The organism is Enterobacter sp. Cy-643, from assembly GCF_011752815.1.
In the GTDB taxonomy this organism is placed as follows: domain Bacteria; phylum Pseudomonadota; class Gammaproteobacteria; order Enterobacterales; family Enterobacteriaceae; genus Cedecea.
The window spans coordinates 568,982-593,436 of the sequence record NZ_VWWV01000002.1 but is presented as its reverse complement, the minus strand read 5'-3'; the positions used below and the strand labels follow the sequence as shown (position 1 = coordinate 593,436).

Below are 24,455 nucleotides of genomic sequence, written 5' to 3'. Positions count from 1 at the left end.
ATCATGACTATCGCTCGGTTATACCGAATTAATAACCAGATTTTATCTTTTTATTGGATTTTAATTTTTATTAACTGGGTCTTATTTAGATATTAATTTTATTAAAAGAATAGTTTCATCTTGTCATTACCTCTATTATCGCTGCCGTACGCTGGATGACATAACAGACATTTGTCGGTATTGGGGGCAACAATGAGTACGTCGACAACAAAAGGAAGTGAGGCAAAAGAGAACCGCTTACTGAACGGTTTTCTTAATGCCATTGAAAAAGCAGGTAACCGACTGCCGGAACCCGCGCTGATTTTCTTCTATTTTTTACTGGTTGTGATGGGGCTTTCCGCCGTGCTGTCGCAGCTGGAGTTTGACATCGTAAACCCGGTGACGCAGCAGGCCGTACAGGTTAATAATCTGCTTTCCGCCGAGGCGTTAACGCTCACGCTTTCTACGATGGTGACCACCTTTACCAGCTTCGCGCCTTTAGGCATTGTGCTGGTGGCGATGCTGGGCGTCGGCGTTGCCGAAAGCTCCGGCTTTATTAACGTTGCGTTGAAAAAAATGCTGCGCGTTACGCCGAAAAAACTGCTGACGCCGATGCTGATTTTCGTGGCTATGTTTAGCCACGTCGCGGCGGATGCGGGATATGTGCTGGTGATCCCTCTCGGCGCCATTATTTTTATGTCTGCCGGGCGCCATCCTTTAGTCGGGATCGCGGCGGCATTTTCCGGCGTATCCGGTGGCTTTGCGGCCAATATGGTGCCAACCGGGAACGACGCGCTGCTGCAAGGTTTCACCCAGGCCGCCGCTCAGCTGCTCGACTCAACGTATACCGTGAACACGCTGTGTAATCTGTTCTTCGGGATCGGCTCAACAATATTGATTACTCTGGTTGGCTGGTGGGTGACGGAGAAAATCGTCGAGCCCCGTGTCAGTAAAATGGCGGTTGATGGCGACTTTAAGCACGATGAAGATATGTCCAGCGTCACGCCAGAAGAGAGCCGGGCATTCCGTCGTGCGGGTCTGGTGATGCTCCTTAGTTTGCTGGGGCTTGCCGCTGCCGCCTGGCCTGAAAGCTCAACGCTGCGCAGCCCTGAAGGCGCGTTAACCGACTTCGGCGCGCCTATCATGAAGTCAATCGTGCCGCTTATCTTCCTTATTTTTATCCTGCCGGGCATTGTCTATGGTTTTGCGGCAGGTACCTTTAAATCGGGGAAAGACGTCATTGGGGCGATGAACGACTCAATGAGCAAAATGGGTTCTTATATGGTGATGGCGTTTTTCTGTGCGCTGTTTATCAAAGCCTTCAGCGATTCGAATATTGGTACGCTGGTGGCGCTGGCGGGGGCGGACGGCCTGAAAGCCATGGCGCTGCCGGGAGAGGCGACAATCACCGGTATGGTGCTGCTGACGGCGCTGGTTAATCTGCTGATTGGTTCGGCTTCGGCAAAATGGGCGCTGCTGTCGCCTATTATGGTGCCGATGCTTATGGCCGTGGGGATATCGCCAGAGCTTACGCAGGCGGCATTCCGCATCGGAGATTCTTCCACAAACATTATCACGCCGATGATGGTGTTCTTCCCGCTGATCGTGATTTATTGCCAGCGCTATGTGAAAGGCGCTGGCGTGGGCACGCTGGTATCAATGATGATGCCTTATTCTATTGCCTTCCTGGTGAGCTGGAGTCTCTTCCTGTTGGTATGGTGGGGGCTTGAAATACCGCTCGGTATTGCGGCTCCTTATACCTGGTCTGCCGGATAAGCCGGGGCGGGTGGGCAAATGGCACAAAAGGAGAGTGCGTTTTTCTCAACTGACGCTAGAATAATCACTCTCGCTTTTGCCGGAGGCAACTATGTTCGAGTTATTGAAAAGCTTGGTGTTTGCCGTGGTCATGGTGCCGGTTGTGATGGCAGTGATCCTCGGTCTCATCTACGGATTGGGTGAAGTGTTTAACGTCTTTTCAAAAGTCGGTCATCGCGACCAACAGCCGAAACAGCATCACTGATTCCCTGAAGGCCCGGCATTTGCCGGGTTTTCTCTTTCTGCCGCCTTAGCGCCCTCTACATACTCTCTTTCCGTTGATCTCCGTCAAGAACTTTAAAGCCCTTCTTCTTTCTGCCGATAAATTCTGTATCTTCCGCATTGCAATCGTTATATTTCACGTTACATAACGAAACAAACGGAGTGAAAACATGAAACAACGTTGGGTTCGCCTTGCCCTGGGCGCGGCATTATCTGTTTCTCTGGCAGGCCAGGCACTGGCTGAAAGTAGTAAAATTACCGTCTTTGCGGCGGCGTCGTTAACCAATGCGATGCAGGATATTGCCACGCAATATCAGAAAGAGAAGAAAGTTGAGATCGCTTCTTCTTTTGCCTCTTCCTCCACGCTGGCTCGCCAGATTGAAGCGGGGGCGCCGGCCGATCTGTTTATTTCTGCCGACCAGAAATGGATGGATTATGCTGTTGAGAAAGACACCATCAAAACGGACACTCGCGAAACGTTACTGGGTAACAGCCTGGTTGTCGTCGCGCCGACTGCCAGCAAGCAGGGCGACATCACCATTGATGCGAAAACCGACTGGGCATCGCTGCTGAAAGGTGGCCGTCTGGCCGTGGGCGATCCCGATCATGTTCCTGCGGGGATTTACGCCAAAGAGGCGCTGCAAAAGCTGGGGGCATGGGACAGCTTATCCAGTAAACTTGCTCCGGCGGAAGATGTCCGTGGTGCGCTGGCGCTGGTTGAGCGCGACGAAGCGCCGTTGGGCATCGTTTACGGTTCTGATGCTGTTGCCGGAAAAGGCGTAAAAGTCGTGGGGATCTTCCCGGAAGATTCTCACAAGAAAGTGGAATACCCGATTGCGATTGTGAAAGGCCACGATAACCCGTCAGTGACCGCGTTCTATAGCTATCTGAAAGGACCGGAAGCGGCGAAAGTCTTCCAAAAATACGGATTTACGACGAAACAATGATATTGAGCGATCCCGAATGGCAGGCGGTACTGCTAAGCCTAAAAGTCTCATCTATTGCGGTACTGTTCAGTCTTCCTGTCGGGATCTTCTTTGCCTGGGTGCTGGTTCGCTGCCGGTTCCCGGGCAAAGCCTTGCTCGATAGCCTGATTCATCTTCCCTTAGTCCTGCCGCCGGTGGTGGTGGGCTATCTGCTATTGGTGGCTTTTGGCCGCCGCGGTTTTATTGGTGCCTGGCTGTATGACTGGTTTGGCATCACCTTTGCCTTTAGCTGGCGAGGGGCGGTGCTGGCGGCGGCGGTTATGTCTTTCCCGCTGATGGTCAGGGCAATCCGCCTTGCGCTGGAAGGGGTTGATCTCCGTCTTGAGCAGGCCGCCAGAACGCTGGGCGCAGGGCGCTGGCGTGTCTTTTGCACCATTACTTTGCCGTTAACGTTGCCGGGTATTATTGCGGGTACCGTGCTGGCCTTTGCCCGCTCGCTGGGCGAGTTTGGCGCGACAATTACTTTTGTGTCCAACATTCCCGGTGAAACCCGAACGCTGCCTTCGGCTATGTATACCCTGATTCAAACCCCCGGCGGAGAAAGCGCCGCCGCACGTTTGTGCCTGATCGCTATCGCCCTGGCGATGGCCTCGCTGCTGGTGGCTGAATGGCTGGCGAGAGTTAGCCGTAAACGTATGGGGGCAAACTGATGCTGGAACTTAATTTCGTTCAAACGTTGGGCACACATCGGCTGGAAATCAATGAAACGCTGCCAGGCCAAGGCATCACGGCCGTATTTGGTGTTTCTGGGGCAGGGAAAACCTCTCTGATTAATGCGATTAGCGGCCTGACTAAGCCTGAGCAGGGACGTATAGTGCTGAACGATCGCGTCCTGACCGATGCCGAAAAACAGCTTTATCTGCCGCCGGAAAAACGCCGGGTGGGCTATGTCTTTCAGGATGCGCGCCTGTTCCCGCATTACCGAGTTCGCGGCAATTTAAAATACGGTATGGCAAAAAGTATGGCTGGTCAGTTTGACAAGCTGGTGGCATTGCTCGGTATAGAAGCGTTGCTGGAGCGTTTTCCCTGGAGCCTTTCCGGCGGTGAAAAACAGCGCGTTGCCATTGGGCGGGCACTTCTGACCGCGCCGGAGCTGCTGCTGCTGGACGAGCCGCTTGCTTCGCTTGACATCCCCCGTAAACGTGAATTGTTGCCTTATCTCCAGCGGCTTGCCCGCGAGATCAACATTCCCATGCTGTACGTCAGCCACTCGCTGGAGGAAATCTTACATCTGGCGGATAAAGTGCTGGTGCTGGATGCGGGAAATGTTAAAGCGTTTGGTAACCTTGAAGAGGTTTGGGGCAGCAGCGTGATGCATCCGTGGCTGCCTAAAGAGCAGCAAAGCAGCGTGCTGAAAGTGACCGTGCTTGAGCATCATCCTCATTACGCCATGACGGCGCTGGCGCTTGGCGATCAGCATCTGTGGGTGAACAAAATCGACAAACCCGTGCAGTCCCCGCTGCGCATTCGCATCCAGGCCTCTGACGTCTCGCTGGTACTTCAACCGCCGGTTAACAGCAGCATTCGCAACGTGCTACGGGCAAAGGTTGCTCAATGTTTTGATGACGAAGGGCAGGTGGAGGTTCAGCTCGAAGTGGGTTCCCGCACGCTGTGGGCGCGCATCAGCCCCTGGGCCCGGGACGAACTGGCGGTAAAACCCGGCCAGTGGCTGTATGCGCAAGTGAAAAGCGTGTCGATCGCAACTTGATTACAGCACGTACTTATAAAGCGTTTCGGCGATGCCGGTTTCCAGATTCGTGCCGATAGTCATAGCGGCACGGGATTTTATCGCGTCGTCGGCATTGCCCATCGCGACGCCCATTCCGGCGCTTTCCAGCATGCTCAGATCGTTGTAGTTGTCGCCAAACGCAATCACTTGATCCATGGACAGTCCCTGAGACGCTACCCACTGAGCCAGGCGGGCGCCCTTACTGTTGCCACGCTGGGCGACGTCAACCTGATCGTGCCATGACCACTCGCAGGAGAGATCCAGTTCGCGCTCGACCTCAACGGTAAACTGTTTGAGCCTGGGAATGTCTGAATCCGTCAGGGCGAATTTCCAGATAGCCTCTACATCCTGAGCGGCTTCTTTGAGTGAAGGCACGCTGCGGAAAACCGGGCGCTGGTGTTCAGGTAATGATTGCGCCCATGTTTGGGTGCGGGCGACGTGGGCTTTAACGTGCTCTGAGCTTTCGAGATAGAGCATTGCATCGTCGACGTACATCAGGCCATGGACCTGGTGAGCTGTCAGTAAATCTACCATTTGTGCGGCCTGTTCCTGGCGAAGAGGATCGGACGCCAGAACCTTTTTTGCATGATAATCATACAAATAAGTGCCATTGCAGCAAATTGCAGGTGTATCCAGAGCCAGTGCCTGATAAAAAGGATGTATGGCGACATGATGGCGACCCGTTACGATAACCACTTTCACGCCCGCTTCTCGAGCTTGCTGAAGGGCCGTAATGGACTCCGGAAGAATAGTTTTTTGCGGGGTCAGCAGGGTGCCGTCGAGATCGAGAGCAATTACGCGATAACTCATTTAGGGTTCCAGTCATTATTCATAAGGTTCGTTCCGATGGTACACCGCTCACGCTGAAGCGCAAAATAGCTCGCGCCGTGAGCCGGCCTTATGATGCTTACTTACGACGTCAGGAGGAAAGTAAAGTCATGAAACAGACAGTCTATACCGCCAGCCCGGAAAGCCAGCAGATCCACGTCTGGACGCTGCATGCCAGCGGTGAAATGAGCCTTGTGCAGGTGGTTGATGCCCCAGGGCAAGTTCAGCCGATGGTTATCAGCCCGGATAAACGCTTCCTGTACGTTGGCGTACGCCCCGAGTTTCGCGTAGTGGCTTACCGCATTACGCCGGATGATGGCTCTCTGACCGAAGCTGGCGTCGCACCTTTGCCGGGCAGTCCGACCCATATCTCTACCGACCGCAAAGGCCGTTTCCTGTTCAGCGCGTCATACAACGCGGCAAACGTGGCGGTGATTAGCCTTGAAAACGATGGTCTGCCGGGCGAAACCGTTGATGTGGTTGACGGGCTGGATGGCTGTCACTCGGCGAATATCTCCCCGGACAACCGCACGCTCTGGACGCCAGCGTTGAAGCAGGATCGTATTTGCCTGTTCACGCTGTCCGATGACGGCAAGCTGGTGGCACAAACGCCTGCTGAGGTCACAACGGTTGAGGGTGCAGGCCCGCGCCACATGGCGTTTCACCCGAATCAGCAGTATGCATACTGCGTGAACGAGCTGAACAGCACCGTGGATGTCTGGGAACTGCGCGACCCGCACGGCAACATTGAGTGTGTACAGAAGCTGGACTTTATGCCGCCAGGTTTCACCGGAACCCGCTGGGCTGCCGATATCCACATCACGCCGGACGGTCGCCATCTTTATGCCTGTGACCGAACCGCCAGCATTATTACCGTATTCAGCGTTTCCGAAGACGGCAGCGTACTGAACATCGAAGGCTACCAGCCTACGGAAGAGCAGCCTCGCGGCTTCAACGTTGACCACAGCGGTAAGTACCTGGTTGCCGTCGGGCAGAAATCCCATCATGCCGCTGTGTACAAAATTAACGGCGAGCAGGGGCTGCTGGAAGAAAAAGGCCGCTATGCGGTTGGGCAGGGCCCAATGTGGGTTGTGATTAACGCACACTGATTGTCAGCCATAAAAAAACCTCGCCGCGGCGAGGTTTTTTCTTACTGAACTAAAAATTACTTCTCTTCGACGACCGGACTGCCTACGCCGCGGTTATTGAACTCCCACATGCGGTTGAAGCTCGGGTCATTCAGATCGCGTTTGATCGCGCCTTTCTCGTCTTTAGTGCCAACGTTGCCGGCGAACGGACGCTTAGACTCCAGCGCATCGCCCCACGGTTTAGCCGTGTTGAAACCTTCATTGATCACGCTGTCGCGGATCACCACCTGGCCATTTGCTGCCTGGCCGTTTTCACCGGCTAAGTCCCATGAGCGACCCAATTGCGCATCACCGGCTGCGGTAAAGCGACTGTTGATTGCCAGGAAGCCGTAGTAGATGTTTGGCAGCGTGGCTGGTGCGAACACGGAACCTTCTTTGGTGCGGCTGTTCACCAGGCGGAAATCGGTGTTATCAAACACCACGGCACCGCGACCTGCAACCACATCCACATCACCTTCGATGTAGCTGTTGGTTACCAGCGTGCGCGGCTGACGATTGGTCAACATGCGGTTCTGAACATCGCTATTGGTGACGAAGAAGGTGTTCTGACGGCCCAGCAGGTGAACGTTATTCAGCTGTACTTTATCGCCATCGCTGCGCAGCGCCACGGCCTGGTGATTACCGGCGTCCACGCTGTCACCCAGGGTGTTCTGGATGGTCAGGTTCTGGAGCTGCAGGCCATTATTCTGTGACCAGACGGCAGCGGAACACATCACGCCCACGGTTGCGCCACGGCGGCTCTGGCAGTTATCAAACATATACCAGGCGGGTTTTCCTGGCATGTATTTCCCGCCCGGGTTGACGGTGCGACGCCAGGTTGTCGGGTCGGTTTCAGAGTCCAGCGTCAGGCCGATTTTGACATCGTCTGCGTTGCCAGAGGTACCGTACAGCGTCACGCTACCGGAAGCCGCAGGAATATACACCGTACCTTCATATTGACCCGGCATAATGGCGATATACAGGCGAGAGCTGCTGTGCTTGATGATAGCCGCGTCCACCGCAGCCTGGACGGATGTGTGGGTGACGCCAGGCGTACCGGCGGGGCCAACCACAAAATCAGGCTGCTGAGGCGTGCGAATCGAGGACGGTGTCCACGGCGCTTCATTTGGGTTCATCGCGGTGAAGTAGCGCGCTGCGACAAAATTCTGTACTTCGTCAGCCGCCAGAATCGGTCGGGACTGGGTTCCCGGCGCCGCCTGAGTCGACGGTTTGTCCTGGGGTGGGGTTGAGCTACATGCACTCAGCGCCATTGCGAAAGCCAGGGCTGCGGCGCGACGAGAAACCGATAATGTGTTCAAGGTTGCTCCTTGCTGTACGGTGGAATAGAGGGTTATCTCAAAGCCTGACTTTTTATACTAAGTTGAGCGAAACGGGAAGCCGATTGTGCAAATCGGCTTCAGAAAGGGGGAAGAGGGTATTTTTCGGCGATGAAAAAGCGTTTTGTTATTCTTTTTCTACTGTGTACTGGCCGTTCTTTTTGCGAATAATAAATTTGTGGTCATCGTCGCAGGAGACGGTAAGTGAACCCCCGAATGCGGCGGGGTACACGCTGTTCACGGTATCACACTGATAACCTGCCTGACGGATCACTGACTGTGACTCTGCCTTTAACTGGGGCGAGCCTGTGTCGGCAAAGGCGCTGCCTGCTATCAGGCAGAAGCTGAGTACAAAGGTTCTCTTCATTTCGGTCTCTCTGTGATATGAGTCTGGTGAAAGGTTAATCGGCAGCGAGACGGGAAGAGATTAATAACTTAACTGGATTGATTTGTGTAAATTAATGCCAGAAATTGATTAGCGAGGGGCAGACCAGACCGGCAAGCTATACCGGTCCGATTGAAACAGAAGCTAGCGGAAAAACTCAGGATTTTTTACCGCCTGCGCGACGGCCACAATTAATTTATCCAACTGTGCCGGGCCGATGATATAAGGCGGCATCAGATAAATCAGGCGGCCAAACGGACGAATCCACACACCCTGTTCGACAAAGAAACGTTGTAAAGCAGCCATATCCACAGGCCTGCGTGTTTCCACCACGCCAATAGCGCCCAGTACGCGCACGTCGGCTACGTTTTCGTTCGCCGTCAGCGGCAGCAAACCTTCCCGAAGCTGATGTTCAATCGCCTGAACCTGCTGTGGCCAGTCTCCATCTGCCAGGAGCGCCAGGCTTTCGCTGGCAACCGCGCAGGCGAGCGGGTTCCCCATAAAAGTAGGGCCGTGCATAAAGCACCCGGCTTCACCGTCGCTGATGGTTTCTGCGACATGGCGGGTGGCAAGCGTTGCGGAGAGCGTCATTGTGCCGCCGGTTAGCGCTTTGCCGAGGCACATAATGTCCGGCGAAATGCCGGCGTGGTCGCAGGCAAACAGTTTCCCGGTGCGGCCAAAACCTGTCGCGATCTCGTCGGCAATCAGCAAAATCCCCTCCCGGTCGCACATGCGGCGGAGGCGGCGCAGCCATTCAGGGTGGTAAAAACGCATGCCCCCCGCGCCCTGGACGACAGGCTCCAGAATAACGGCGGCAATCTCTTCGCGATGGGCGGCCATCAGCCGGGCAAACGGCACGATATCCATCTCGTTCCACTCTTCGCCAAAGCCACACTGCGGAGCAGGTGCAAAAAGATGTTCAGGCAAATAGCCCTGCCACAGGCTGTGCATGGAGTTATCGGGATCGCAGACCGACATCGCGCCGAAGGTATCGCCGTGATAGCCATTGCGGAAGGTCAGAAAACGCTGGCGAGGCTGGCCCTTTGCGTGCCAGTACTGCAGCGCCATTTTCATGGCGACCTCGACGGCGACCGAACCGGAGTCCGCCAGAAACACACATTCCAGCGAGGCAGGCGTCATCTCTACCAGCCTGCGGCACAGCTCAACGGCAGGCGGGTGCGTAATACCGCCGAACATCACGTGCGACATGCTATCAATCTGGCGTTTCATGGCCTGATTCAGTCGCGGGTGGTTGTAGCCATGAATAGCCGCCCACCAGGACGACATGCCGTCGACGAGCATGCGCCCGTCAGCCAGCTGCAGCTCACAGCCCGCCGCGGCCACAACGGGATAAACCGGGAGCGGCTGGCTCATTGAGGTGTACGGGTGCCAGATATGTCGCTGGTCGAACGCTAAATCATCAGGGGTCATAGGGTGACTTGTAAACCATTTGAAAAACATTTAGGTTTACAAGTATAACGTCAATCGATTTCCCATAACACCCTTTTTGGAGAGGCCCCATGGCTCACCACGCACGCTGGACAATGTCGCAGGTCACTGCTTTATTTCAAAAACCTTTGTTGGATTTGCTGTTTGAAGCCCAGCAAACGCATCGCCAGCATTTCGATCCCCGACAGGTACAGGTCAGCACCTTGTTGTCTATAAAAACCGGTGCTTGTCCGGAAGACTGTAAATATTGCCCACAAAGCGCCCGCTATAAAACCGGCCTGGAGGCTGAACGCCTGATGGAAGTTGAGCAGGTGCTGGACTCCGCCCGCAAGGCTAAAAACGCAGGTTCGACCCGTTTTTGTATGGGGGCCGCCTGGAAGAACCCGCATGAGCGCGATATGCCCTATCTTGAGCAGATGGTGCAGGGCGTGCGTGCTATGGGGCTGGAAACCTGTATGACGCTCGGTACGTTGACCAATGAACAGGCGCAGCGTCTGGCCTCCGCTGGACTGGATTATTACAACCATAATCTGGACACTTCGCCGGAATTCTACGGCAACATCATCACGACCCGAACCTATCAGGAACGTCTGGACACCCTGGATAAAGTTCGTGATGCGGGAATCAAAGTCTGCTCCGGTGGGATTGTCGGTCTGGGTGAAACTGTCACCGACCGCGCTGGTTTGCTGCTGCAGTTGGCGAATTTGCCCACGCCACCAGAAAGCGTACCTATCAATATGCTGGTGAAAGTTAAAGGCACGCCTCTGGCGGATAACGAAGATGTGGATGCCTTTGATTTTATTCGTACCATCGCGGTGGCCCGCATTATGATGCCAGCTTCCTACGTGCGCCTTTCCGCAGGCCGCGAGCAGATGAGCGAGCAGACGCAGGCGATGTGTTTTATGGCCGGGGCAAACTCCATTTTCTACGGCTGCAAACTGCTGACGACGCCGAACCCGGAAGAGGACAAAGATCTGCAGCTTTTCCGCAAGCTTGGGCTTAATCCGCAGCAAACCACCACCGAAATGGGCGACAACGAACAGCAGGAACAGCTTGCCGGGCAGATCCTGAACGCCGATACCGACAATTATTACAACGCGGCGGCGGTATGAGCTGGCCACAGCGAATCTCTCGGGCTTTAAGCGAACGGCGGGCCAGCACAAGTCTGCGCACCCGACAGGCCAATGCGCTCGGTAACGGGCGTATTTTTTCGGCCAACGGTCGGGAATATTTGAATTTTTCCAGCAACGATTACCTGGGACTGAGTCACCACCCACAGATTGTAGAAGCCTGGCAAAAAGGCGCGACGCAGTTCGGCGTTGGCAGCGGCGGGTCTGGCCACGTCACGGGGTATAGCCGTGCACATGAGGAGTTTGAGGAACAGCTGGCGGACTGGCTCGGTTTTGAGCGAGCGCTGTTGTTTATCTCCGGCTACAGCGCAAACCAGGCGGTGATCTCCGCGCTGGCGCAAAAAACGGACACGCTTATCGCCGATAAACTTTGCCATGCCTCAATGATGGAAGCGGCGATACAAAGCCCGGCTCAGCTACGCAGATTTCATCACAACGACGTTCAGGCCCTTGCCGCGCAGCTTGGTAAACCGCATGAAGGTGAACAGCTTGTTCTTACCGAAGGCATTTTCAGTATGGACGGGGATTGCGCGCCGCTGCCTGAAATAGCACAGGCCGCAAGACAAGCTGGCAGCTGGCTAATGGTCGATGACGCGCACGGCATTGGTGTCCTTGGCGACGAAGGGCGTGGCAGCTGTGACCTGCAAAAAATCAAACCAGATATTCTGGTCGTGACTTTCGGTAAAGCCTTTGGCGGCAGCGGCGCGGCGGTATTGTGCAGTGAAGATGTTGCAACTTACCTGCTGCAGTTTGCCCGCCACTTGATATACAGCACCGCTATGCCGCCGGCGCAGGCAGTTTCGCTTCAGGTCGCGTTAAAGGTGGTTCAGCGGGGCGATGACTACAGAGCAAGGCTCACTGAAAATATTCTGCGTTTTCGGCAGGGGGCCGCCCGGCTCTCGCTAAATCTGGCGGAATCAGCTAGCGCGATACAACCTCTGATAGTGGGTGAGAATCAGCGTACGCTGGATCTCGCCTCCCGCCTGAAAGAGCGGGGGTTCTGGCTAACGGCCATTCGCCCACCTACCGTTCCCCCCGGCAGCGCTCGCCTACGTATCACCCTCACGGCAGCGCATACTTCTGGTGATATAGACGCTTTGCTGGAGGCCCTTTATGACGCAGGTTGTTGATAAAGCCGCCGTCGCTGCTGCGTTTAGCCGGGCGGCAGGCAGCTATGAGCGCTTCGCCGAGTTGCAGCGTATCTGCGGCGATAATCTGCTGGCTGAACTGGAAAACCGCCGCGCAGTAAGCGTGCTGGATGCAGGCTGCGGCACCGGCTGGTACAGCCGAATCTGGCGGGAAAGAGGAAGCGAAGTGCTGGCGCTGGACATCTCGAAAGCGATGCTTGAGCGGTGCCAGCAAACCCAGTCGGCGCATCGTTTTCTTGAGGGGGATATCGAGTCTATTCCGTTGGCGAACGATCGGGTAGATCTGGCCTGGAGTAATCTTGCCATTCAGTGGTGCAGCGATCTGCAGCAAGGTTTATCCGAGCTTTACCGCGTGACAAAACCGGGTGGGTGCATTGCATTTACTACGCTTGCGGCAGGTTCACTGCCTGAACTGCACGAGGCCTGGCGTGGAATAGACGAGCGGGCGCATGCCAACCAGTTTTTATCCGTGGCCGAAATTGAACAAGCGTGTCGCCCGTGGCGGACCGAATTAACCTGCCGCACGGTCAGCCAGCATTTTCCTGACGTCATGAGCGCCATGCGTTCGTTAAAAGGCGTTGGGGCAACACATTTGCACGATGGCCGCAAAAATACTTTGTTGACGCGTGGACAACTGCAGCGGCTGAGCGCGGCGTGGCCCCGGGAAGGCGGGCAGTTCTCTCTTAGCTGGCAGATAATCTTTGGAGTAATTGAACGTGATTAAAAAATGGTTTGTGACCGGCACCGACACCGAAGTAGGCAAAACCGTCGCCAGCTGCGCGCTGCTCCAGGCGGCAAATACTGCCGGGTATCGCTCTGTGGGCTATAAGCCCGTGGCCTCTGGCAGTGAAATGACGCCGGAAGGTATTCGTAATAGTGACGCGTTAGCGCTGCAGCGCAATAGCTCGGTCAAATTGCCATATGAGGAGATCAATCCGCTGGCTTTTCTTGAGCCAACCTCCCCGCACATCATCAGTGCCGAAGAGCAGCGCCCGATCACTTTTTCTGCTATGTCTGAAGGCTTCAGGAACCTTGCCGGAAAAGCCGACTGGGTTCAGGTTGAAGGGGCGGGAGGCTGGTTTACCCCGCTGTCTGACACCACGACATTTGCCGAATGGGCCATCAGCGAACAACTGCCGGTCATTTTGGTGGTGGGCGTGAAGCTTGGCTGCATTAATCATGCAATGCTCACCGCGCAGGCGGTGCTGGCCGCCGGTTTACCGCTGGCTGGCTGGATAGCAAACGGCGTTCAACCCGCAGGGAAAAGGCACGCGGAATATCTTGCCACGCTGAAACAACGGCTGCCGGCCCCGCTGCTGGGAGAGATCCCCTGGCTTGAGGACATTAGCGATCAAACCGAGCTTGGCCAGTACCTCAATCTCTCCACTATTACGATCTAAGCCGCAAGCCGACTGTAATAAAAGCCACGCCCGCAGTGAACCCTCGGGCTGGCTCTCGCTTTAACATTTCCCCCAAAGACAAAGATTTTTTCCAGGCAATAACGTCTATAGAGTATTTCACATTCCTGGTTGTCACATGACAACTTTTATGAGATGCTTTTTTAGCCGGAGGAGATATGGCAAGAAAACGGCACCCGCAAAAAGAGATAGAGGCGGCGTTAAGCTACGCGGAATTTCAGGGATGGCGGGTGAAAGAGGGCGGTTCGTATTGCTGGGGAAAGATTTATTGCCCGTGGAACGATAAAACATGCCGGTGCGGAGAGTTTTGCATCAGCTGTATCTGGAGCACGCCTCGCAACGCAGAGAACCATGCCAGACAAATTCGCAGGCTTGTGGATGGATGCGCCAATAGAGCATCGCGTAGCGTCCTGCATTAACAAGGAGAAGGCACCATGGCGGAATACACATTCACGCTTGTTTTTACCCTAGCTAAAGGGAAAAAAGATCCGGAGAAGTGGGTTGCTGCGCTGGGAGCAGGAGGGTGTGATGATGCCCTTATTGGCATCGGTGTGACGGGGCGTATTGCCCTGACTTTCATCCGCGAGTCCGACACTGCAGAAGAAGCCGTGCTGAGTGCGCTGAAGGACGTTTCAGGTATTATTCCTGGCGCCTTATTGGTTGAAGCAGCCCCTGATTTAGTAGGGTTGAGTGACGTAGCGGAACTGCTCGGCGTATCCCGGCAGTATATTCGTAAAGTGATGGTTTCACGGGAGGCATTTCCAGCCCCGGTACATGACGGGAAAACAGCACTATGGCATCTCGAAGCGGTTTTACGCTGGATGGACAGCTCAGGCGTGAAGGCCATACCTTCGCCTCTGCTGGATATCGCCAAAGTGACCCGGCAGTGCAACCTGCATCGCGCGATGACGGATCTCAATCCAGCATTTCAGGCTAAGCTGAAAAACCTCTAGCAGAGACCTTGCTCAGGGTTCAAGCCAGCCTGCAATGAGCTTGTCGTCCAGTTGAGATACATTCCCTTGCGCGACATTTCGGCCTTTATGCAGCAGGCAAAACTTGTCTGCAACCCGGCGTATGAACGACAGTCGCTGTTCAACCAGCAGAATAGTCAACCCGAAATCATGGTTTAAGCGCCGAATCAGGTTGCCCATTTCCGTGATAAACCGATGCCCTCCGCCGAGAGTGGGCTCATCCAGGATCAGCAGCTTTGGCTCTAAGACCAGAGCACGAGCAAGCGCTAACTGCTGCTGCATATCTCCGCCGAGTTCGCCACTTTTTACCTGCCTCAGGCCGTAGAGTTCGGGAAACAGGTCATCAATCAGCGCAGGAATGACCCGAGGCGACTGATGACCCGCCATCATGGCTATCTGAAGGTTTTCCTCAACGCTAAGCTGAGAGAATATGCGCCTGTCCTGTGGAACATAGCCGATACCGAGCGCTGCCCGGCGCTCAACGGGTTTGTTCACCAGATCTTCCGGCGGCTGACCCGCCTGCTGCCACAGCATGCTGCCGCTTTTTACCGGTAGATAGCCGGTAATGCAGTTTACGAGCGTGGTTTTTCCCTGGCCCGGTGCGCCAAGCACGCAGGTGCATTCTCCCGGGGTCAGTTCGAGGTCAAGGTTCCACAATATGTGATTATCACCGTAGAACTGATTAACAGCGCGTAAGCTAAGCATGGCTCATCTCCTTAGTGGGGAGTTGTTTCCCCATCGATATGCTGCAATTAGCTTGCCAGCTTGGTGATAACGCCTGAAAGCATCGTGCTCTTCAGGATAAAACTGAGTATCTGTTCCCTGAAAGGCTGAAACCGGTGCGTAAGGCTGAGCTTAGCTGCACCCGACAGGTGCTAAAAAGAGCGAATTTGGTGCAAGAAAACGCCTTTTAACCTCAGGATATATCTCGATTTCGGGATCTTGCTCAATATGGCCGGGTATAGCGAAATCGAATGAATAAAAGCAAAAAATTTAGCGAAATTTTTTTTTCGCCTCTGGCACAGAAAGATCAGGGCTTTTTCCGAGTGGCTAAGCAAAAGGGCTGGATGCAGTTATCCACCATTCCTGTGGATAACCTTGTGCATTAGAGTTAGAAAACTTGACGAAAGCGAGAGCGGGCGCGGCCTGCGGCCAAATTGGCGCGAAACCGGTCTTTGTGAAATATTCATTTGAATTCAAATTGTTAAATAAAAGCAACAGCTGCAATAAAACTGTCAAACATTCGGCCAGAGGTATCCTTACCTCCCTTGACAAATGTTAAAAGGCGAAAAAATTTGGGGATAACCGGTCACGGCTGGAGATTTATCTGGCGAAGGGGCAAATTGTGGGTAAACAAAGTGGTAAAAAGCAGTTGTTAGCAGGCGTAGTAAAAATGAGAACTGGTGTTTTATACAGTTTTTCTACTGGCAAAATTCCTGCTGCCGGGTAAAATTACTCTCCGGCCCGCTCGTTTCTTCATCAGGTAGCCCGTTCATGAGTAAAGCGTTCAAACTGAATTCCGCATTTAAGCCTTCAGGCGACCAGCCTGAAGCTATCCTTCACCTGAAAGACGGTCTTGAAAACGGGCTGGCGCACCAGACGCTGCTGGGGGTAACGGGGTCGGGTAAAACCTTCACGGTGGCAAACGTGATAGCCGATCTTCAGCGCCCCACGATGGTGCTGGCGCCGAATAAAACGCTGGCGGCGCAGCTTTACGGCGAAATGAAAGAGTTTTTCCCTGATAACGCCGTTGAGTTTTTTGTCTCTTACTACGATTACTATCAGCCTGAAGCTTATGTGCCGAGTTCGGACACCTTCATTGAAAAAGATGCCTCGGTGAACGAGCACATTGAGCAGATGCGTCTGTCGGCAACCAAAGCGCTGCTTGAGCGACGGGACGTCATCGTGGTGGCATCGGTGTCGGCGATCTACGGTCTGGGCGATCCGGACTTATACCTGAAGATGATGCTTCACCTGACGAAGGGAATGATTATCGATCAGCGGGCGATCCTGCGTCGCCTCACGGAGCTGCAATATACGCGTAACGATCAGGCTTTCCAGCGAGGTACGTTCCGCGTGAGAGGGGAAGTTGTCGACATTTTCCCGGCAGAATCAGACGACCTCGCGCTGCGTGTTGAACTGTTCGATGAAGAAGTGGAAAGACTGTCTTTGTTCGATCCTCTTACCGGGCAAATCGATCAAACTATTCAGCGTTTTACCATCTACCCTAAATCGCATTACGTGACGCCGCGCGAGCGTATTGTGCAGGCGATGGAAGACATCAAAGTTGAGCTTGCCGATCGCCGCAAATTCCTGCTGGCCAATAATAAGCTGCTGGAAGAACAGCGCATTGCTCAGCGTACCCAGTTTGACCTCGAGATGATGAACGAGCTGGGTTACTGCTCGGGCATTGAAAACTACTCTCGCTTCCTGTCCGGGCGAGGGCCTGGTGAACCGCCTCCGACGCTGTTTGACTATCTTCCGGCCGATGGCCTGTTAGTCGTGGATGAATCCCACGTTACCATCCCGCAAATTGGCGGCATGTATCGTGGCGACCGCGCCCGTAAAGAAACGCTGGTGGAATACGGTTTCCGCCTGCCGTCGGCGCTGGATAACCGCCCGTTAAAATTTGAAGAGTTTGAAGCGCTGGCCCCGCAGACCATCTACGTTTCAGCGACGCCAGGCAACTATGAGCTGGAAAAATCCGGCGAGGACATCATTGACCAGGTTGTTCGTCCTACGGGGCTGCTCGATCCGGTGATTGAAGTGCGTCCGGTGGCAACGCAGGTGGACGATTTGCTTTCAGAAATTCGTAAGCGTGTGGCCATCAATGAACGCGTGCTGGTGACGACGTTAACCAAGCGGATGGCGGAAGACCTGACCGAATATCTGGAAGAGCACGGTGAACGCGTCCGCTATCTGCACTCGGATATTGACACCGTCGAGCGCATGGAGATTATCCGCGATTTACGTCTCGGTGAATTTGACGTCCTGGTGGGGATCAACCTGCTGCGAGAAGGCCTTGATATGCCGGAAGTGTCGCTGGTCGCGATTCTGGATGCGGACAAAGAAGGCTTTCTGCGTTCCGAACGGTCACTTATTCAGACCATTGGTCGTGCGGCGCGTAACGTTAACGGCAAGGCGATTCTCTACGGCGATAAAATCACGCCTTCAATGGCCAAAGCGATTGGTGAAACCGAACGCCGCCGTGAGAAGCAGCAGCGCTACAACGAAGAAAATGGCATCACGCCGCAGGGTCTGAACAAACGAGTCGTGGACGTTCTGCAGCTTGGCGAAGGCATGGCGAAGACCAAGGGACGGGTTAAAACCAAAGCACGCAGCGTGATTGAAGATGATGAAGTTGTGCTGACCCCGAAAGCGCTGCAGCAGAAAATTCATCAGCTTGAAACGAAGATGCTGGAACACGCGCAGAACCTGGAGTTTGAAGAGGCGGCACAGATTCGCGACCAGCTCCACAAGCTGCGCCAACTGTTTATCGCCGCCTCATAAGCGGCAAGGGTTACCCGAGCTGCTGCACGGCATGCTCAAGGGCTGCTCGCAGCAGCTGGCGGTCATGGCGATACTTTATATCGCTGGCTTCCAGCGGCTGTTGAATAACCAACCTGTCGCCCACTTCGCTGACGTCTACCTGCGGGCCAACCAACACAGCATCGATAACGCGTTTTCCAATATGCTGTTCCATCCACTCAAGTTTTTGGCGCAGGGAAAGGCCGGCTGCAGCGGGGCTTAGCTCTTTGCCCAGGTTGCCGATATACACCATGGGTGCTGGCGTGCGGCGCAGCGCCTGATCCATCTCTTCAAGCAGCAGAATTGGCATCAGGCTGGTGTAAAAACTGCCGGGGCCAATCAAAATTAAATCGGCTTCAGCGATGGCCTCTAAGGCTTCACGCGTGGCGGGGACTTTTGGGTAGACCGTCAGATCCTGCGGTGGATTGAGCAACTGGTCGATACTCACTTCGCCATAAACGGCGTTGCCCTGGTCGTCGGTTGCCATTAAATCGACCGGATGTTCCGACATCGGAATCAGCTGCGCATCAACCTTCAGCAGGTTACGAATTAAATTGATTGCCTCCAGAGGGCGCACGCTGAGGTGATCCAGCGCTTTTAACATCAGGTTTCCGAGGTTATGTCCGGAAAGTTCGCCGTTACCGCCAAAACGGTACTCAAACATTGTTGATGCCACGCTTGGTTCGGTGATCAGCTGGTTCAGGCAGTTGCGCATATCTCCCCAGGCAATCCCGCCCTCAGAGCGTCGAATGCGTCCGGTTGAACCGCCGTTGTCGGTGGTGGTAACGATGCCGGTTAAACGTGAGCCGAGGGAGGACAGGGATGACATGACGCGACCCAGGCCGTGTCCACCGCCGAGAGCGACAACCCGATCAAGATCTGCAAGCGTGCGATTACGCATAGAAAAGATAATCCTTAAGAGGCATACAGGCGCTTAAGGTAGCGTAAAAGTGCCAAAAAGACGATTCTTGCTCCGTGGATAATGATGCACATCAAAGTAAAAGTTAGCTTTTTAAGTACTCTGTAGCGAAATTAAGCAATTATCTCGTTATGTATGGATTTATATAGCGAAAACTGATATAGCGCGAAGCCAGATGTCGCGCTACTATCGCAGTAACACACACTCAAGCCCTGGTACCTAAGTCACAAGATAAGGTGCCCTGGCCGCAGCCTCTAAGGTTGCCAGGGTGCAGGAAGAAATGACTGCATCTCCCGTATTTGGAAAGGTGTATTCAGTGTCCCAGCTTACCGATGCTTTTGCGCGTAAGTTCTATTACTTGCGCTTATCAATTACCGACGTCTGCAACTTTCGCTGCAGCTATTGCCTGCCCGATGGCTATAAGCCGCACGGGGTGGCCAATAAAAGCTTCCTCAACGTCGATGAAATCCGCCGCGTTACCCGGGCTTTTGCCGCCCTGGGAACCGAAAAGGTGCGCCTGACCGGCGGGGAACCTTCTTTGCGCCGCGACTTTACCGAGATCATCGCCGCGGTGCGTGAAAACGCGTCTATTCGCCAGCTTGCGGTGACGACTAACGGCTATCGCCTGGCTCGGGATGTTAACGCCTGGCGTGACGCGGGGCTCACCGCCCTCAACGTCAGCGTCGACAGCCTGGATGCCCGTCAGTTTCATGCCATCACCGGGCAGGATAAATTTCGGCAGGTGATGGAAGGCATTGACGCGGCTTTCAGCGCGGGTTTTGAGCGGGTAAAAGTGAATACCGTGCTGATGCGCGACGTCAACCACAATCAGCTCGAGACCTTCCTCGCCTGGATTAAGCCTCGCCCTATCCAGCTCCGCTTCATTGAGCTGATGGAAACCGGCGACGGCGGCTCGCTTTTCCGCAAACACCATATTTCCGGTAAAACGATTCGCGACCAGCTGCTTGAGCGGGGCTGGGTACACCAGCTTCGCCAGCGGAGCGATGGCCCCGCTCAGGTGTTCTGCCATCCCGACTATCAAGGGGAAATCGGGCTCATCATGCCGTATGAGAAAGATTTCTGTGCCAGCTGCAACCGGCTGCGAGTTTCGTCAGTCGGCAACCTGCACCTCTGCCTGTTTGGTGAGCAGGGGATTGCGCTGCGCGATCTGTTGGCGAATGACGCCCAGCAAAGCGAGCTGGAAGGGCGTATCTCTTCCGCGCTGGCGCAGAAAAAGCAAACCCATTTCCTGCATGACGGTAATACCGGCATCACCCAAAATCTGTCGTATATCGGCGGCTAGAGCCTGCCCACAAGGAGAATATCGATGAGTCAGGTAAGCGCAGAGTTTATCCCGGCACGTATTGCTATTTTGACGGTTTCCAGCCGTCGTGGTGAAGATGATGACACTTCGGGCCACTATCTGAGCGAGGTCGCCACGGAAGCGGGGCATCAGGTGGTAGACAAATCTATCGTCAAAGAAAACCGTTATGCTATCCGGGCCGCAGTTTCGCAGTGGATTGCCGATGAGCAGGTTCAGGTGGTGTTGATCAACGGCGGAACCGGATTTACCGACGGAGATCAGACGCCGGAGGCGCTTCTCCCGCTGTTTGACCGGGAAGTTGAAGGCTTTGGCGAGCTGTTTCGTATGCTCTCGTTTGAAGAGATTGGCACTTCTACGCTGCAGTCTCGTGCCGTTGCCGGAATGGCTAACAAAACGCTGATTTTCGCCATGCCGGGTTCAACGAAGGCTTGCCGAACCGCCTGGGAAAATATCATTCAGCCTCAACTGGATGCCCGTCAGCGCCCTTGCAATTTCCACCCACATATTAAGAAGTAAGTTATGTCGTATTTGACCCATATTAACGCTGCCGGGGAAGCACATATGGTGGATGTGTCCACCAAGGCTGAGACGGTACGTGAGGCCCGCGCCGAAGCGTTTGTAACCATGCTGCCGGAAACGCTGAAGATGATTGTCGACGGCAGTCACCACAAAGGTGACGTTTTTGCCACCGCGCGTATCGCGGGGATCCAGGCCGCTAAGCGCACCTGGGAACTGATTCCGCTGTGCCATCCGCTTTTACTGAGCAAAGTAGAAGTGCAGCTTGAGGCTCAGGTTGAGCAAAACCGCGTTCGCATCGAGTCCGTGTGCCGCCTGACGGGAAAAACCGGTGTTGAAATGGAGGCATTGACTGCGGCCTCCGTTGCCGCGTTGACCATTTATGATATGTGCAAAGCCGTACAAAAAGATATGGTCATCGGCCCGGTGCGCCTGCTGGAAAAGAGCGGCGGAAAATCCGGCGATTTTAAGGTGGAAAACGATGCTTAATATTCTGTTTTTTGCCCAGGTACGCGAACTGGTCGGCTGCGATAGCCTGACGCTGGATGAAGCTTACGGTGATGTGGAGCAGCTGCGTGCGGCCTTGGCCGACAGAGGCAGCCGCTGGGCGCTGGCGCTGGAGTCCGGCAAGCTGCTGGCCGCGGTTAATCAAACGCTGGTGAGCTTTGATCACCCGCTGGCGAAAGGCGACGAAGTGGCCTTTTTCCCACCGGTGACCGGAGGTTAAGTGGACAGCACCCGTATCCTTGTTGGCCGCGAGAGTTTCAACGTCGGCGAAGAGTATCAGTGGCTTTCTCAGTGCGATGAAGACGGTGCGGTTGTGACCTTTACCGGTAAAGTTCGCAATCATAACCTTGGCGACAGCGTTAGCGCCCTGACGCTGGAGCATTATCCGGGAATGACCGAAAAAGCGCTGGCGGAAATTGTCGCCGAGGCCAGAAGCCGTTGGCCGCTGCAGCGCGTGACGGTGATTCACCGCATCGGCGAGCTGTGGCCCGGCGATGAAATCGTCTTTGTCGGCGTGACGGGCGCACACCGCAGTTCGGCGTTTGAAGCCGCTCAGTTCATCATGGATTATCTAAAAACCCGCGCCCCGTTCTGGAAACGTGAAGCAACCGCCGAAGGTGACCGCTGGGTCGAAGCCCGGGACAGCGATAGGCAGGCGGCTAAACGCTGGTAGGCTACGCGGTCTGCTGGATGTGTTAATCTTAAAGCGGGTGAGCCAAACAGCTCGCGTTAGAAGCTTAATTCACAACACAGAGGAAGCATCATGGACCGATTCCCGCGTCCCAATGAGACTATCGTCCAGCGTGCCAATACCGGTCTTCAGACCTTTATGGCGCAAGTTTACGGCTGGATGACCTGCGGTCTACTTTTAACCGCCTTTATCGCGTGGTACGCGGCGAATACCCCGGCGGTGATGGAGTTTGTCTTCTCCAGTAAAATCACTTTCTTTGGTCTGATCATCGTTCAGCTGGGGCTGGTCTTTGTGCTCTCCGGCATGGTGCACAAGCTGAGCGCTGGCGTGGCGACGTCGCTGTTTATGCTTTACTCGGCGCTGACCGGGTTGACCATGGCGAGCATTTTCCTGGTTTATACCTATTCGTCCATCGCCAGCACGTTTGTGGTGGCGGGCGGAATGTTTGGTGCCATGAGCCTCTATGGCTATACCACCAAACGTGACCTGAGCGGCTTCGGCAACATGCTGTTTATGGCGCTGATCGGGATTGTACTGGCTTCGCTGGTTAACTTCTGGCTGAAAAGCGATGCGCTTATGTGGGCCATCACCTACATCGGCGTGGTGGTGTTTGTCGGCCTGACCGCTTATGACACGCAGAAACTGAAAAACATCGGCGAGCAAATTGATACCCGCGACGCGCAAATGCTGCGTAAGTACTCGATTCTGGGTGCCCTGACGCTGTATCTGGACTTCATCAACCTGTTCCTGATGCTGCTGCGTATCTTCGGTAACCGCCGCTAATCTCCGCATTCCCTCTCCTTTGCGGGGAGGGAGTTTTCCCCGCAGTTTTGCTTTTCCTCGCGCGACTTTTACCTGCCTGAACGGAAATAAATTGCAATATCTGTCACAAAAAGGGGGCGTATTGAGGAAATTTCCGTACACTTGCGTACTCTGATCAACAGGAAGAAATACTCCAGGAGATAAAGCATGAAGTGGCAACAACGTGTAAGAGTGAGAACCGGACTGGGTTGCTGGCAGATTATGCTGCATCTTGCGGTGGTCGCTGCGCTGCTCGTTGGCTGGAAAACCGCGACCCTGATCCCCGTGGGCGTAGGGCTGTGCCTGCTTTATGTCGCCACCGTGGTGCTGATGTTTATCTTCCAGCGTTTTCACACCGGCCTGCTGCGCGATATCGGTGATTTTCTTGAAGAGCTGACCACTACCTGGTATTTCGGTAACGCTATGATTGCGCTGTGGCTACTGTCTCGAGTGGTACAGAGTCACCTGATTCTGGCGCTCGCCGGCCTGGCAATGCTCGCCGGGCCAGCTATCTTCTCTCTGCTCGCGAAAGACAAATCACGCAATCTTACGCCTAAACATCCAGTACGCCGCTGAACCCGTTGTGGCCGCAATCACCAGCAGCGGCCACAAACTCTGCCAGACAATCCCAAAGCTCGCATCCTTCAGGTAAATCTGCTTCGTGATATCGGTGAAATGACGAATCGGGTTTATCCACGTCAAATCCTGCAGCCACACCGGCATGTTTTCTACCGGCGAGACATAACCGGAGAGCAGAATCGCCGGCATCATAAAGACAAACACGCCAATAAACGCCTGCTGCTGGGTTGAGCAGAGGGCGGAAATCAGCAGCCCGAACCCCACCAGCGACAGCCCGTAAATAATCATCGTGAAGTAAAACAGCAGTAGCGAGCCGGAGAAGGGAATATGGTAGCCCCAAATCCCCACCGCCAGCACAATGGTGGCCTGCACCAGCGCGACAATCTGTGCGGGAACCGCTTTGCCAATAAATATTTGCCAGGTGGCCAGAGGAGAAACCAACAGCTGATCGAGCGTGCCTTGCTCACGCTCGCGGGCAACAGAAAGGGACGTCACTATCATGACGCCGATGGTGGTAATCATGGCAATCAGCGACGGCACCACAAACCATTTGTAATCGAGGTTAGGGTTATACCAGTTGCGAATAGTCAGCTCGCTGTTGTTGGGTTTGGGCATACCGGTCATCAGCTCTTGCTGATAGTTATTAACGATTTGCTGGAGGTAATTCGCCGCAATCTGGGCGCTGTTTGAGTTACGCCCGTCGAGCAGGATTTGCAGCTTTGCCGGCTGCTGGCTGGCAATATCACGCGAAAAATTCGCCGGGAATCGAATCAGCAGCAGCGCTTTTTGGTTGTCTATCGTCGGCTGTATTTCCTGCGGGCTTTTCAGCAGCAGCACGTGGCTGAAGGCGCTGGCGCGGGCAAAACGCTGGGTCAGCTCAATCGAGTGGTTGCCGTTGTCTTCGTTATAGATAGCGATAGTCGCGTTGGTGACCTCAAGCGTGGCGGCAAACGGGAATAAAAGCACCTGCAGCAGCACCGGCAAAATCAGGATGGCGCGGGTCTGCGGTTCGCGCAGCAGCGACTGAAGCTCTTTGCGAATCAACGTCCATAAACGATAAAACATG

26 protein-coding genes and 1 riboswitch are annotated in these 24,455 nt (G+C 54.6%); of the genes, 19 read left to right on the top strand and 7 right to left on the bottom strand.

Annotated features, from left to right (window positions below):
• The first annotated feature begins 192 nt into the window (after window positions 1–192).
• The 5 genes from F3J29_RS11085 to modC all read left to right on the top strand — a co-directional run bounded on the left by F3J29_RS11085 (window position 193) and on the right by modC (window position 4,710).
• A complete protein-coding gene (locus F3J29_RS11085) occupies window positions 193–1,755 on the top strand; it encodes an AbgT family transporter (RefSeq protein WP_166866115.1) in 1,563 nt (520 codons plus the stop codon).
• Between the two features lie 91 nt (window positions 1,756–1,846).
• Entirely contained in the window at window positions 1,847–1,999 is a 153-nt protein-coding gene (locus tag F3J29_RS11080) for an AcrZ family multidrug efflux pump-associated protein (protein ID WP_008456213.1), read from the top strand.
• 187 nt (window positions 2,000–2,186) lie between these two features.
• Window positions 2,187–2,963, top strand: a complete 777-nt coding sequence (gene modA, locus F3J29_RS11075) for a molybdate ABC transporter substrate-binding protein (RefSeq protein ID WP_166866113.1) — start codon at window positions 2,187–2,189, stop codon at window positions 2,961–2,963.
• Window positions 2,960–3,652, top strand: coding sequence for a molybdate ABC transporter permease subunit (gene modB, locus F3J29_RS11070; RefSeq protein ID WP_008456216.1), 693 nt, complete (start codon window positions 2,960–2,962; stop codon window positions 3,650–3,652). Before modA ends, modB begins: the two co-directional genes overlap by 4 nt.
• A complete protein-coding gene (gene modC, locus F3J29_RS11065) occupies window positions 3,652–4,710 on the top strand; it encodes a molybdenum ABC transporter ATP-binding protein ModC (RefSeq protein WP_166866111.1) in 1,059 nt (352 codons plus the stop codon). The genes modB and modC overlap by 1 nt, the downstream gene beginning before the upstream one ends.
• On the opposite strand, the gene F3J29_RS11060 is transcribed toward modC, so the two are convergent.
• A complete protein-coding gene (locus F3J29_RS11060) occupies window positions 4,711–5,541 on the bottom strand; it encodes a pyridoxal phosphatase (protein ID WP_166866109.1) in 831 nt (276 codons plus the stop codon).
• Window positions 5,542–5,669: 128 nt separating this feature from the next.
• Here F3J29_RS11060 and pgl point away from each other — a divergent pair, with 128 nt between their 5' ends.
• Window positions 5,670–6,668, top strand: a complete 999-nt coding sequence (gene pgl, locus F3J29_RS11055; protein WP_166866107.1) for a 6-phosphogluconolactonase — start codon at window positions 5,670–5,672, stop codon at window positions 6,666–6,668.
• Between the two features lie 56 nt (window positions 6,669–6,724).
• Here the strand turns inward: pgl and F3J29_RS11050 are convergent, their stop codons facing one another.
• From F3J29_RS11050 to bioA, 3 genes are all read right to left on the bottom strand, one after another.
• Window positions 6,725–8,005, bottom strand: a complete 1,281-nt coding sequence (locus F3J29_RS11050; RefSeq protein WP_166866105.1) for a putative acyl-CoA thioester hydrolase — start codon at window positions 8,003–8,005, stop codon at window positions 6,725–6,727.
• A gap of 145 nt (window positions 8,006–8,150) precedes the next feature.
• Entirely contained in the window at window positions 8,151–8,390 is a 240-nt protein-coding gene (locus F3J29_RS11045) for a hypothetical protein (protein WP_166866103.1), read from the bottom strand.
• 162 nt (window positions 8,391–8,552) lie between these two features.
• Window positions 8,553–9,839, bottom strand: coding sequence for an adenosylmethionine--8-amino-7-oxononanoate transaminase (gene bioA, locus F3J29_RS11040; protein ID WP_166866101.1), 1,287 nt, complete (start codon window positions 9,837–9,839; stop codon window positions 8,553–8,555).
• Window positions 9,840–9,928: 89 nt separating this feature from the next.
• Here bioA and bioB point away from each other — a divergent pair, with 89 nt between their 5' ends.
• The 5 genes from bioB (at window position 9,929) to F3J29_RS11010 (ending at window position 14,506) form a co-directional block, all read left to right on the top strand.
• The gene (gene bioB, locus F3J29_RS11035) at window positions 9,929–10,969 is read left to right on the top strand and encodes a biotin synthase BioB (protein WP_166866099.1); all 1,041 of its coding nucleotides are present in this window, start codon (window positions 9,929–9,931) and stop codon (window positions 10,967–10,969) included.
• Entirely contained in the window at window positions 10,966–12,117 is a 1,152-nt protein-coding gene (gene bioF, locus F3J29_RS11030; RefSeq protein WP_166866097.1) for an 8-amino-7-oxononanoate synthase, read from the top strand. Before bioB ends, bioF begins: the two co-directional genes overlap by 4 nt.
• Window positions 12,101–12,859, top strand: a complete 759-nt coding sequence (bioC, locus tag F3J29_RS11025) for a malonyl-ACP O-methyltransferase BioC (RefSeq protein WP_166866096.1) — start codon at window positions 12,101–12,103, stop codon at window positions 12,857–12,859. The genes bioF and bioC overlap by 17 nt, the downstream gene beginning before the upstream one ends.
• Window positions 12,852–13,535 carry a dethiobiotin synthase gene (gene bioD / locus F3J29_RS11020; RefSeq protein ID WP_166866094.1) on the top strand — a complete coding sequence of 228 codons (684 nt, stop codon included), beginning with the start codon at window positions 12,852–12,854 and terminating at the stop codon, window positions 13,533–13,535. Before bioC ends, bioD begins: the two co-directional genes overlap by 8 nt.
• A gap of 452 nt (window positions 13,536–13,987) precedes the next feature.
• Window positions 13,988–14,506: a helix-turn-helix transcriptional regulator gene (locus F3J29_RS11010; protein WP_166866090.1), complete on the top strand. Its 519-nt coding sequence runs from the start codon at window positions 13,988–13,990 to the stop codon at window positions 14,504–14,506.
• 12 nt (window positions 14,507–14,518) lie between these two features.
• Here the strand turns inward: F3J29_RS11010 and F3J29_RS11005 are convergent, their stop codons facing one another.
• Window positions 14,519–15,229, bottom strand: coding sequence for an ABC transporter ATP-binding protein (locus tag F3J29_RS11005; protein ID WP_166866088.1), 711 nt, complete (start codon window positions 15,227–15,229; stop codon window positions 14,519–14,521).
• A gap of 789 nt (window positions 15,230–16,018) precedes the next feature.
• Between F3J29_RS11005 and uvrB the strand changes: the two genes are divergently transcribed.
• Complete coding sequence (uvrB, locus tag F3J29_RS11000; protein WP_166866086.1) at window positions 16,019–18,034, top strand: excinuclease ABC subunit UvrB; 2,016 nt, start codon at window positions 16,019–16,021, stop codon at window positions 18,032–18,034.
• A gap of 10 nt (window positions 18,035–18,044) precedes the next feature.
• Here uvrB and yvcK read toward each other — a convergent pair whose 3' ends face one another.
• Window positions 18,045–18,953, bottom strand: coding sequence for a uridine diphosphate-N-acetylglucosamine-binding protein YvcK (gene yvcK, locus F3J29_RS10995; RefSeq protein WP_166866084.1), 909 nt, complete (start codon window positions 18,951–18,953; stop codon window positions 18,045–18,047).
• Between the two features lie 208 nt (window positions 18,954–19,161).
• A riboswitch (molybdenum cofactor riboswitch) is annotated at window positions 19,162–19,296 on the top strand.
• Here yvcK and moaA point away from each other — a divergent pair.
• From moaA to F3J29_RS10960, 7 genes are all read left to right on the top strand, one after another.
• A complete protein-coding gene (moaA, locus tag F3J29_RS10990; RefSeq protein WP_166866082.1) occupies window positions 19,252–20,274 on the top strand; it encodes a GTP 3',8-cyclase MoaA in 1,023 nt (340 codons plus the stop codon). It overlaps the preceding riboswitch by 45 nt.
• Window positions 20,275–20,298: 24 nt before the next feature.
• On the top strand, window positions 20,299–20,811 hold the full coding sequence (gene moaB, locus F3J29_RS10985; protein WP_166866080.1) for a molybdenum cofactor biosynthesis protein B: 513 nt from the start codon (window positions 20,299–20,301) through the stop codon (window positions 20,809–20,811).
• 3 nt (window positions 20,812–20,814) lie between these two features.
• Complete coding sequence (gene moaC, locus F3J29_RS10980) at window positions 20,815–21,300, top strand: cyclic pyranopterin monophosphate synthase MoaC (RefSeq protein WP_166866079.1); 486 nt, start codon at window positions 20,815–20,817, stop codon at window positions 21,298–21,300.
• Window positions 21,293–21,538 (top strand): molybdopterin synthase sulfur carrier subunit, encoded by a 246-nt coding sequence (moaD, locus tag F3J29_RS10975; RefSeq protein ID WP_166866078.1) that lies wholly within the window; start codon window positions 21,293–21,295, stop codon window positions 21,536–21,538. Before moaC ends, moaD begins: the two co-directional genes overlap by 8 nt.
• Window positions 21,539–21,991: a molybdopterin synthase catalytic subunit MoaE gene (gene moaE / locus F3J29_RS10970; protein WP_166866077.1), complete on the top strand. Its 453-nt coding sequence runs from the start codon at window positions 21,539–21,541 to the stop codon at window positions 21,989–21,991. It begins immediately after the preceding gene.
• Between the two features lie 90 nt (window positions 21,992–22,081).
• Window positions 22,082–22,792: a Bax inhibitor-1/YccA family protein gene (locus F3J29_RS10965; protein WP_008456273.1), complete on the top strand. Its 711-nt coding sequence runs from the start codon at window positions 22,082–22,084 to the stop codon at window positions 22,790–22,792.
• A 186-nt stretch (window positions 22,793–22,978) separates the two neighbouring features.
• Entirely contained in the window at window positions 22,979–23,386 is a 408-nt protein-coding gene (locus F3J29_RS10960) for a YbhQ family protein (protein WP_166866076.1), read from the top strand.
• Here F3J29_RS10960 and F3J29_RS10955 read toward each other — a convergent pair.
• Window positions 23,348–24,454, bottom strand: a complete 1,107-nt coding sequence (locus tag F3J29_RS10955) for an ABC transporter permease (protein WP_166866075.1) — start codon at window positions 24,452–24,454, stop codon at window positions 23,348–23,350. The genes F3J29_RS10960 and F3J29_RS10955 overlap by 39 nt on opposite strands.
• Window position 24,455 lies beyond the last annotated feature (1 nt).

Bases quoted from the DNA above. Each gene is read 5' to 3' on its own strand.
- modA (WP_166866113.1), top strand. From the start codon at position 2,187: ATGAAACAACGTTGGGTTCGCCTTGCCCTGGGCGCGGCATTATCTGTT.
- F3J29_RS10955 (WP_166866075.1), bottom strand. From the start codon at position 24,454: ATGTTTTATCGTTTATGGACGTTGATTCGCAAAGAGCTTCAGTCGCTG.
- F3J29_RS11005 (WP_166866088.1), bottom strand. From the start codon at position 15,229: ATGCTTAGCTTACGCGCTGTTAATCAGTTCTACGGTGATAATCACATA.
- yvcK (WP_166866084.1), bottom strand. From the start codon at position 18,953: ATGCGTAATCGCACGCTTGCAGATCTTGATCGGGTTGTCGCTCTCGGC.
- bioC (WP_166866096.1), top strand. From the start codon at position 12,101: ATGACGCAGGTTGTTGATAAAGCCGCCGTCGCTGCTGCGTTTAGCCGG.
- F3J29_RS11045 (WP_166866103.1), bottom strand. From the start codon at position 8,390: ATGAAGAGAACCTTTGTACTCAGCTTCTGCCTGATAGCAGGCAGCGCC.
- F3J29_RS11010 (WP_166866090.1), top strand. From the start codon at position 13,988: ATGGCGGAATACACATTCACGCTTGTTTTTACCCTAGCTAAAGGGAAA.
- moaD (WP_166866078.1), top strand. From the start codon at position 21,293: ATGCTTAATATTCTGTTTTTTGCCCAGGTACGCGAACTGGTCGGCTGC.
- bioF (WP_166866097.1), top strand. From the start codon at position 10,966: ATGAGCTGGCCACAGCGAATCTCTCGGGCTTTAAGCGAACGGCGGGCC.
- modB (WP_008456216.1), top strand. From the start codon at position 2,960: ATGATATTGAGCGATCCCGAATGGCAGGCGGTACTGCTAAGCCTAAAA.
- F3J29_RS11060 (WP_166866109.1), bottom strand. From the start codon at position 5,541: ATGAGTTATCGCGTAATTGCTCTCGATCTCGACGGCACCCTGCTGACC.
- moaA (WP_166866082.1), top strand. From the start codon at position 19,252: ATGACTGCATCTCCCGTATTTGGAAAGGTGTATTCAGTGTCCCAGCTT.
- bioA (WP_166866101.1), bottom strand. From the start codon at position 9,839: ATGACCCCTGATGATTTAGCGTTCGACCAGCGACATATCTGGCACCCG.
- bioB (WP_166866099.1), top strand. From the start codon at position 9,929: ATGGCTCACCACGCACGCTGGACAATGTCGCAGGTCACTGCTTTATTT.
- pgl (WP_166866107.1), top strand. From the start codon at position 5,670: ATGAAACAGACAGTCTATACCGCCAGCCCGGAAAGCCAGCAGATCCAC.
- moaC (WP_166866079.1), top strand. From the start codon at position 20,815: ATGTCGTATTTGACCCATATTAACGCTGCCGGGGAAGCACATATGGTG.
- uvrB (WP_166866086.1), top strand. From the start codon at position 16,019: ATGAGTAAAGCGTTCAAACTGAATTCCGCATTTAAGCCTTCAGGCGAC.
- F3J29_RS11085 (WP_166866115.1), top strand. From the start codon at position 193: ATGAGTACGTCGACAACAAAAGGAAGTGAGGCAAAAGAGAACCGCTTA.
- moaB (WP_166866080.1), top strand. From the start codon at position 20,299: ATGAGTCAGGTAAGCGCAGAGTTTATCCCGGCACGTATTGCTATTTTG.
- F3J29_RS10965 (WP_008456273.1), top strand. From the start codon at position 22,082: ATGGACCGATTCCCGCGTCCCAATGAGACTATCGTCCAGCGTGCCAAT.
- modC (WP_166866111.1), top strand. From the start codon at position 3,652: ATGCTGGAACTTAATTTCGTTCAAACGTTGGGCACACATCGGCTGGAA.
- F3J29_RS11080 (WP_008456213.1), top strand. From the start codon at position 1,847: ATGTTCGAGTTATTGAAAAGCTTGGTGTTTGCCGTGGTCATGGTGCCG.
- F3J29_RS10960 (WP_166866076.1), top strand. From the start codon at position 22,979: ATGAAGTGGCAACAACGTGTAAGAGTGAGAACCGGACTGGGTTGCTGG.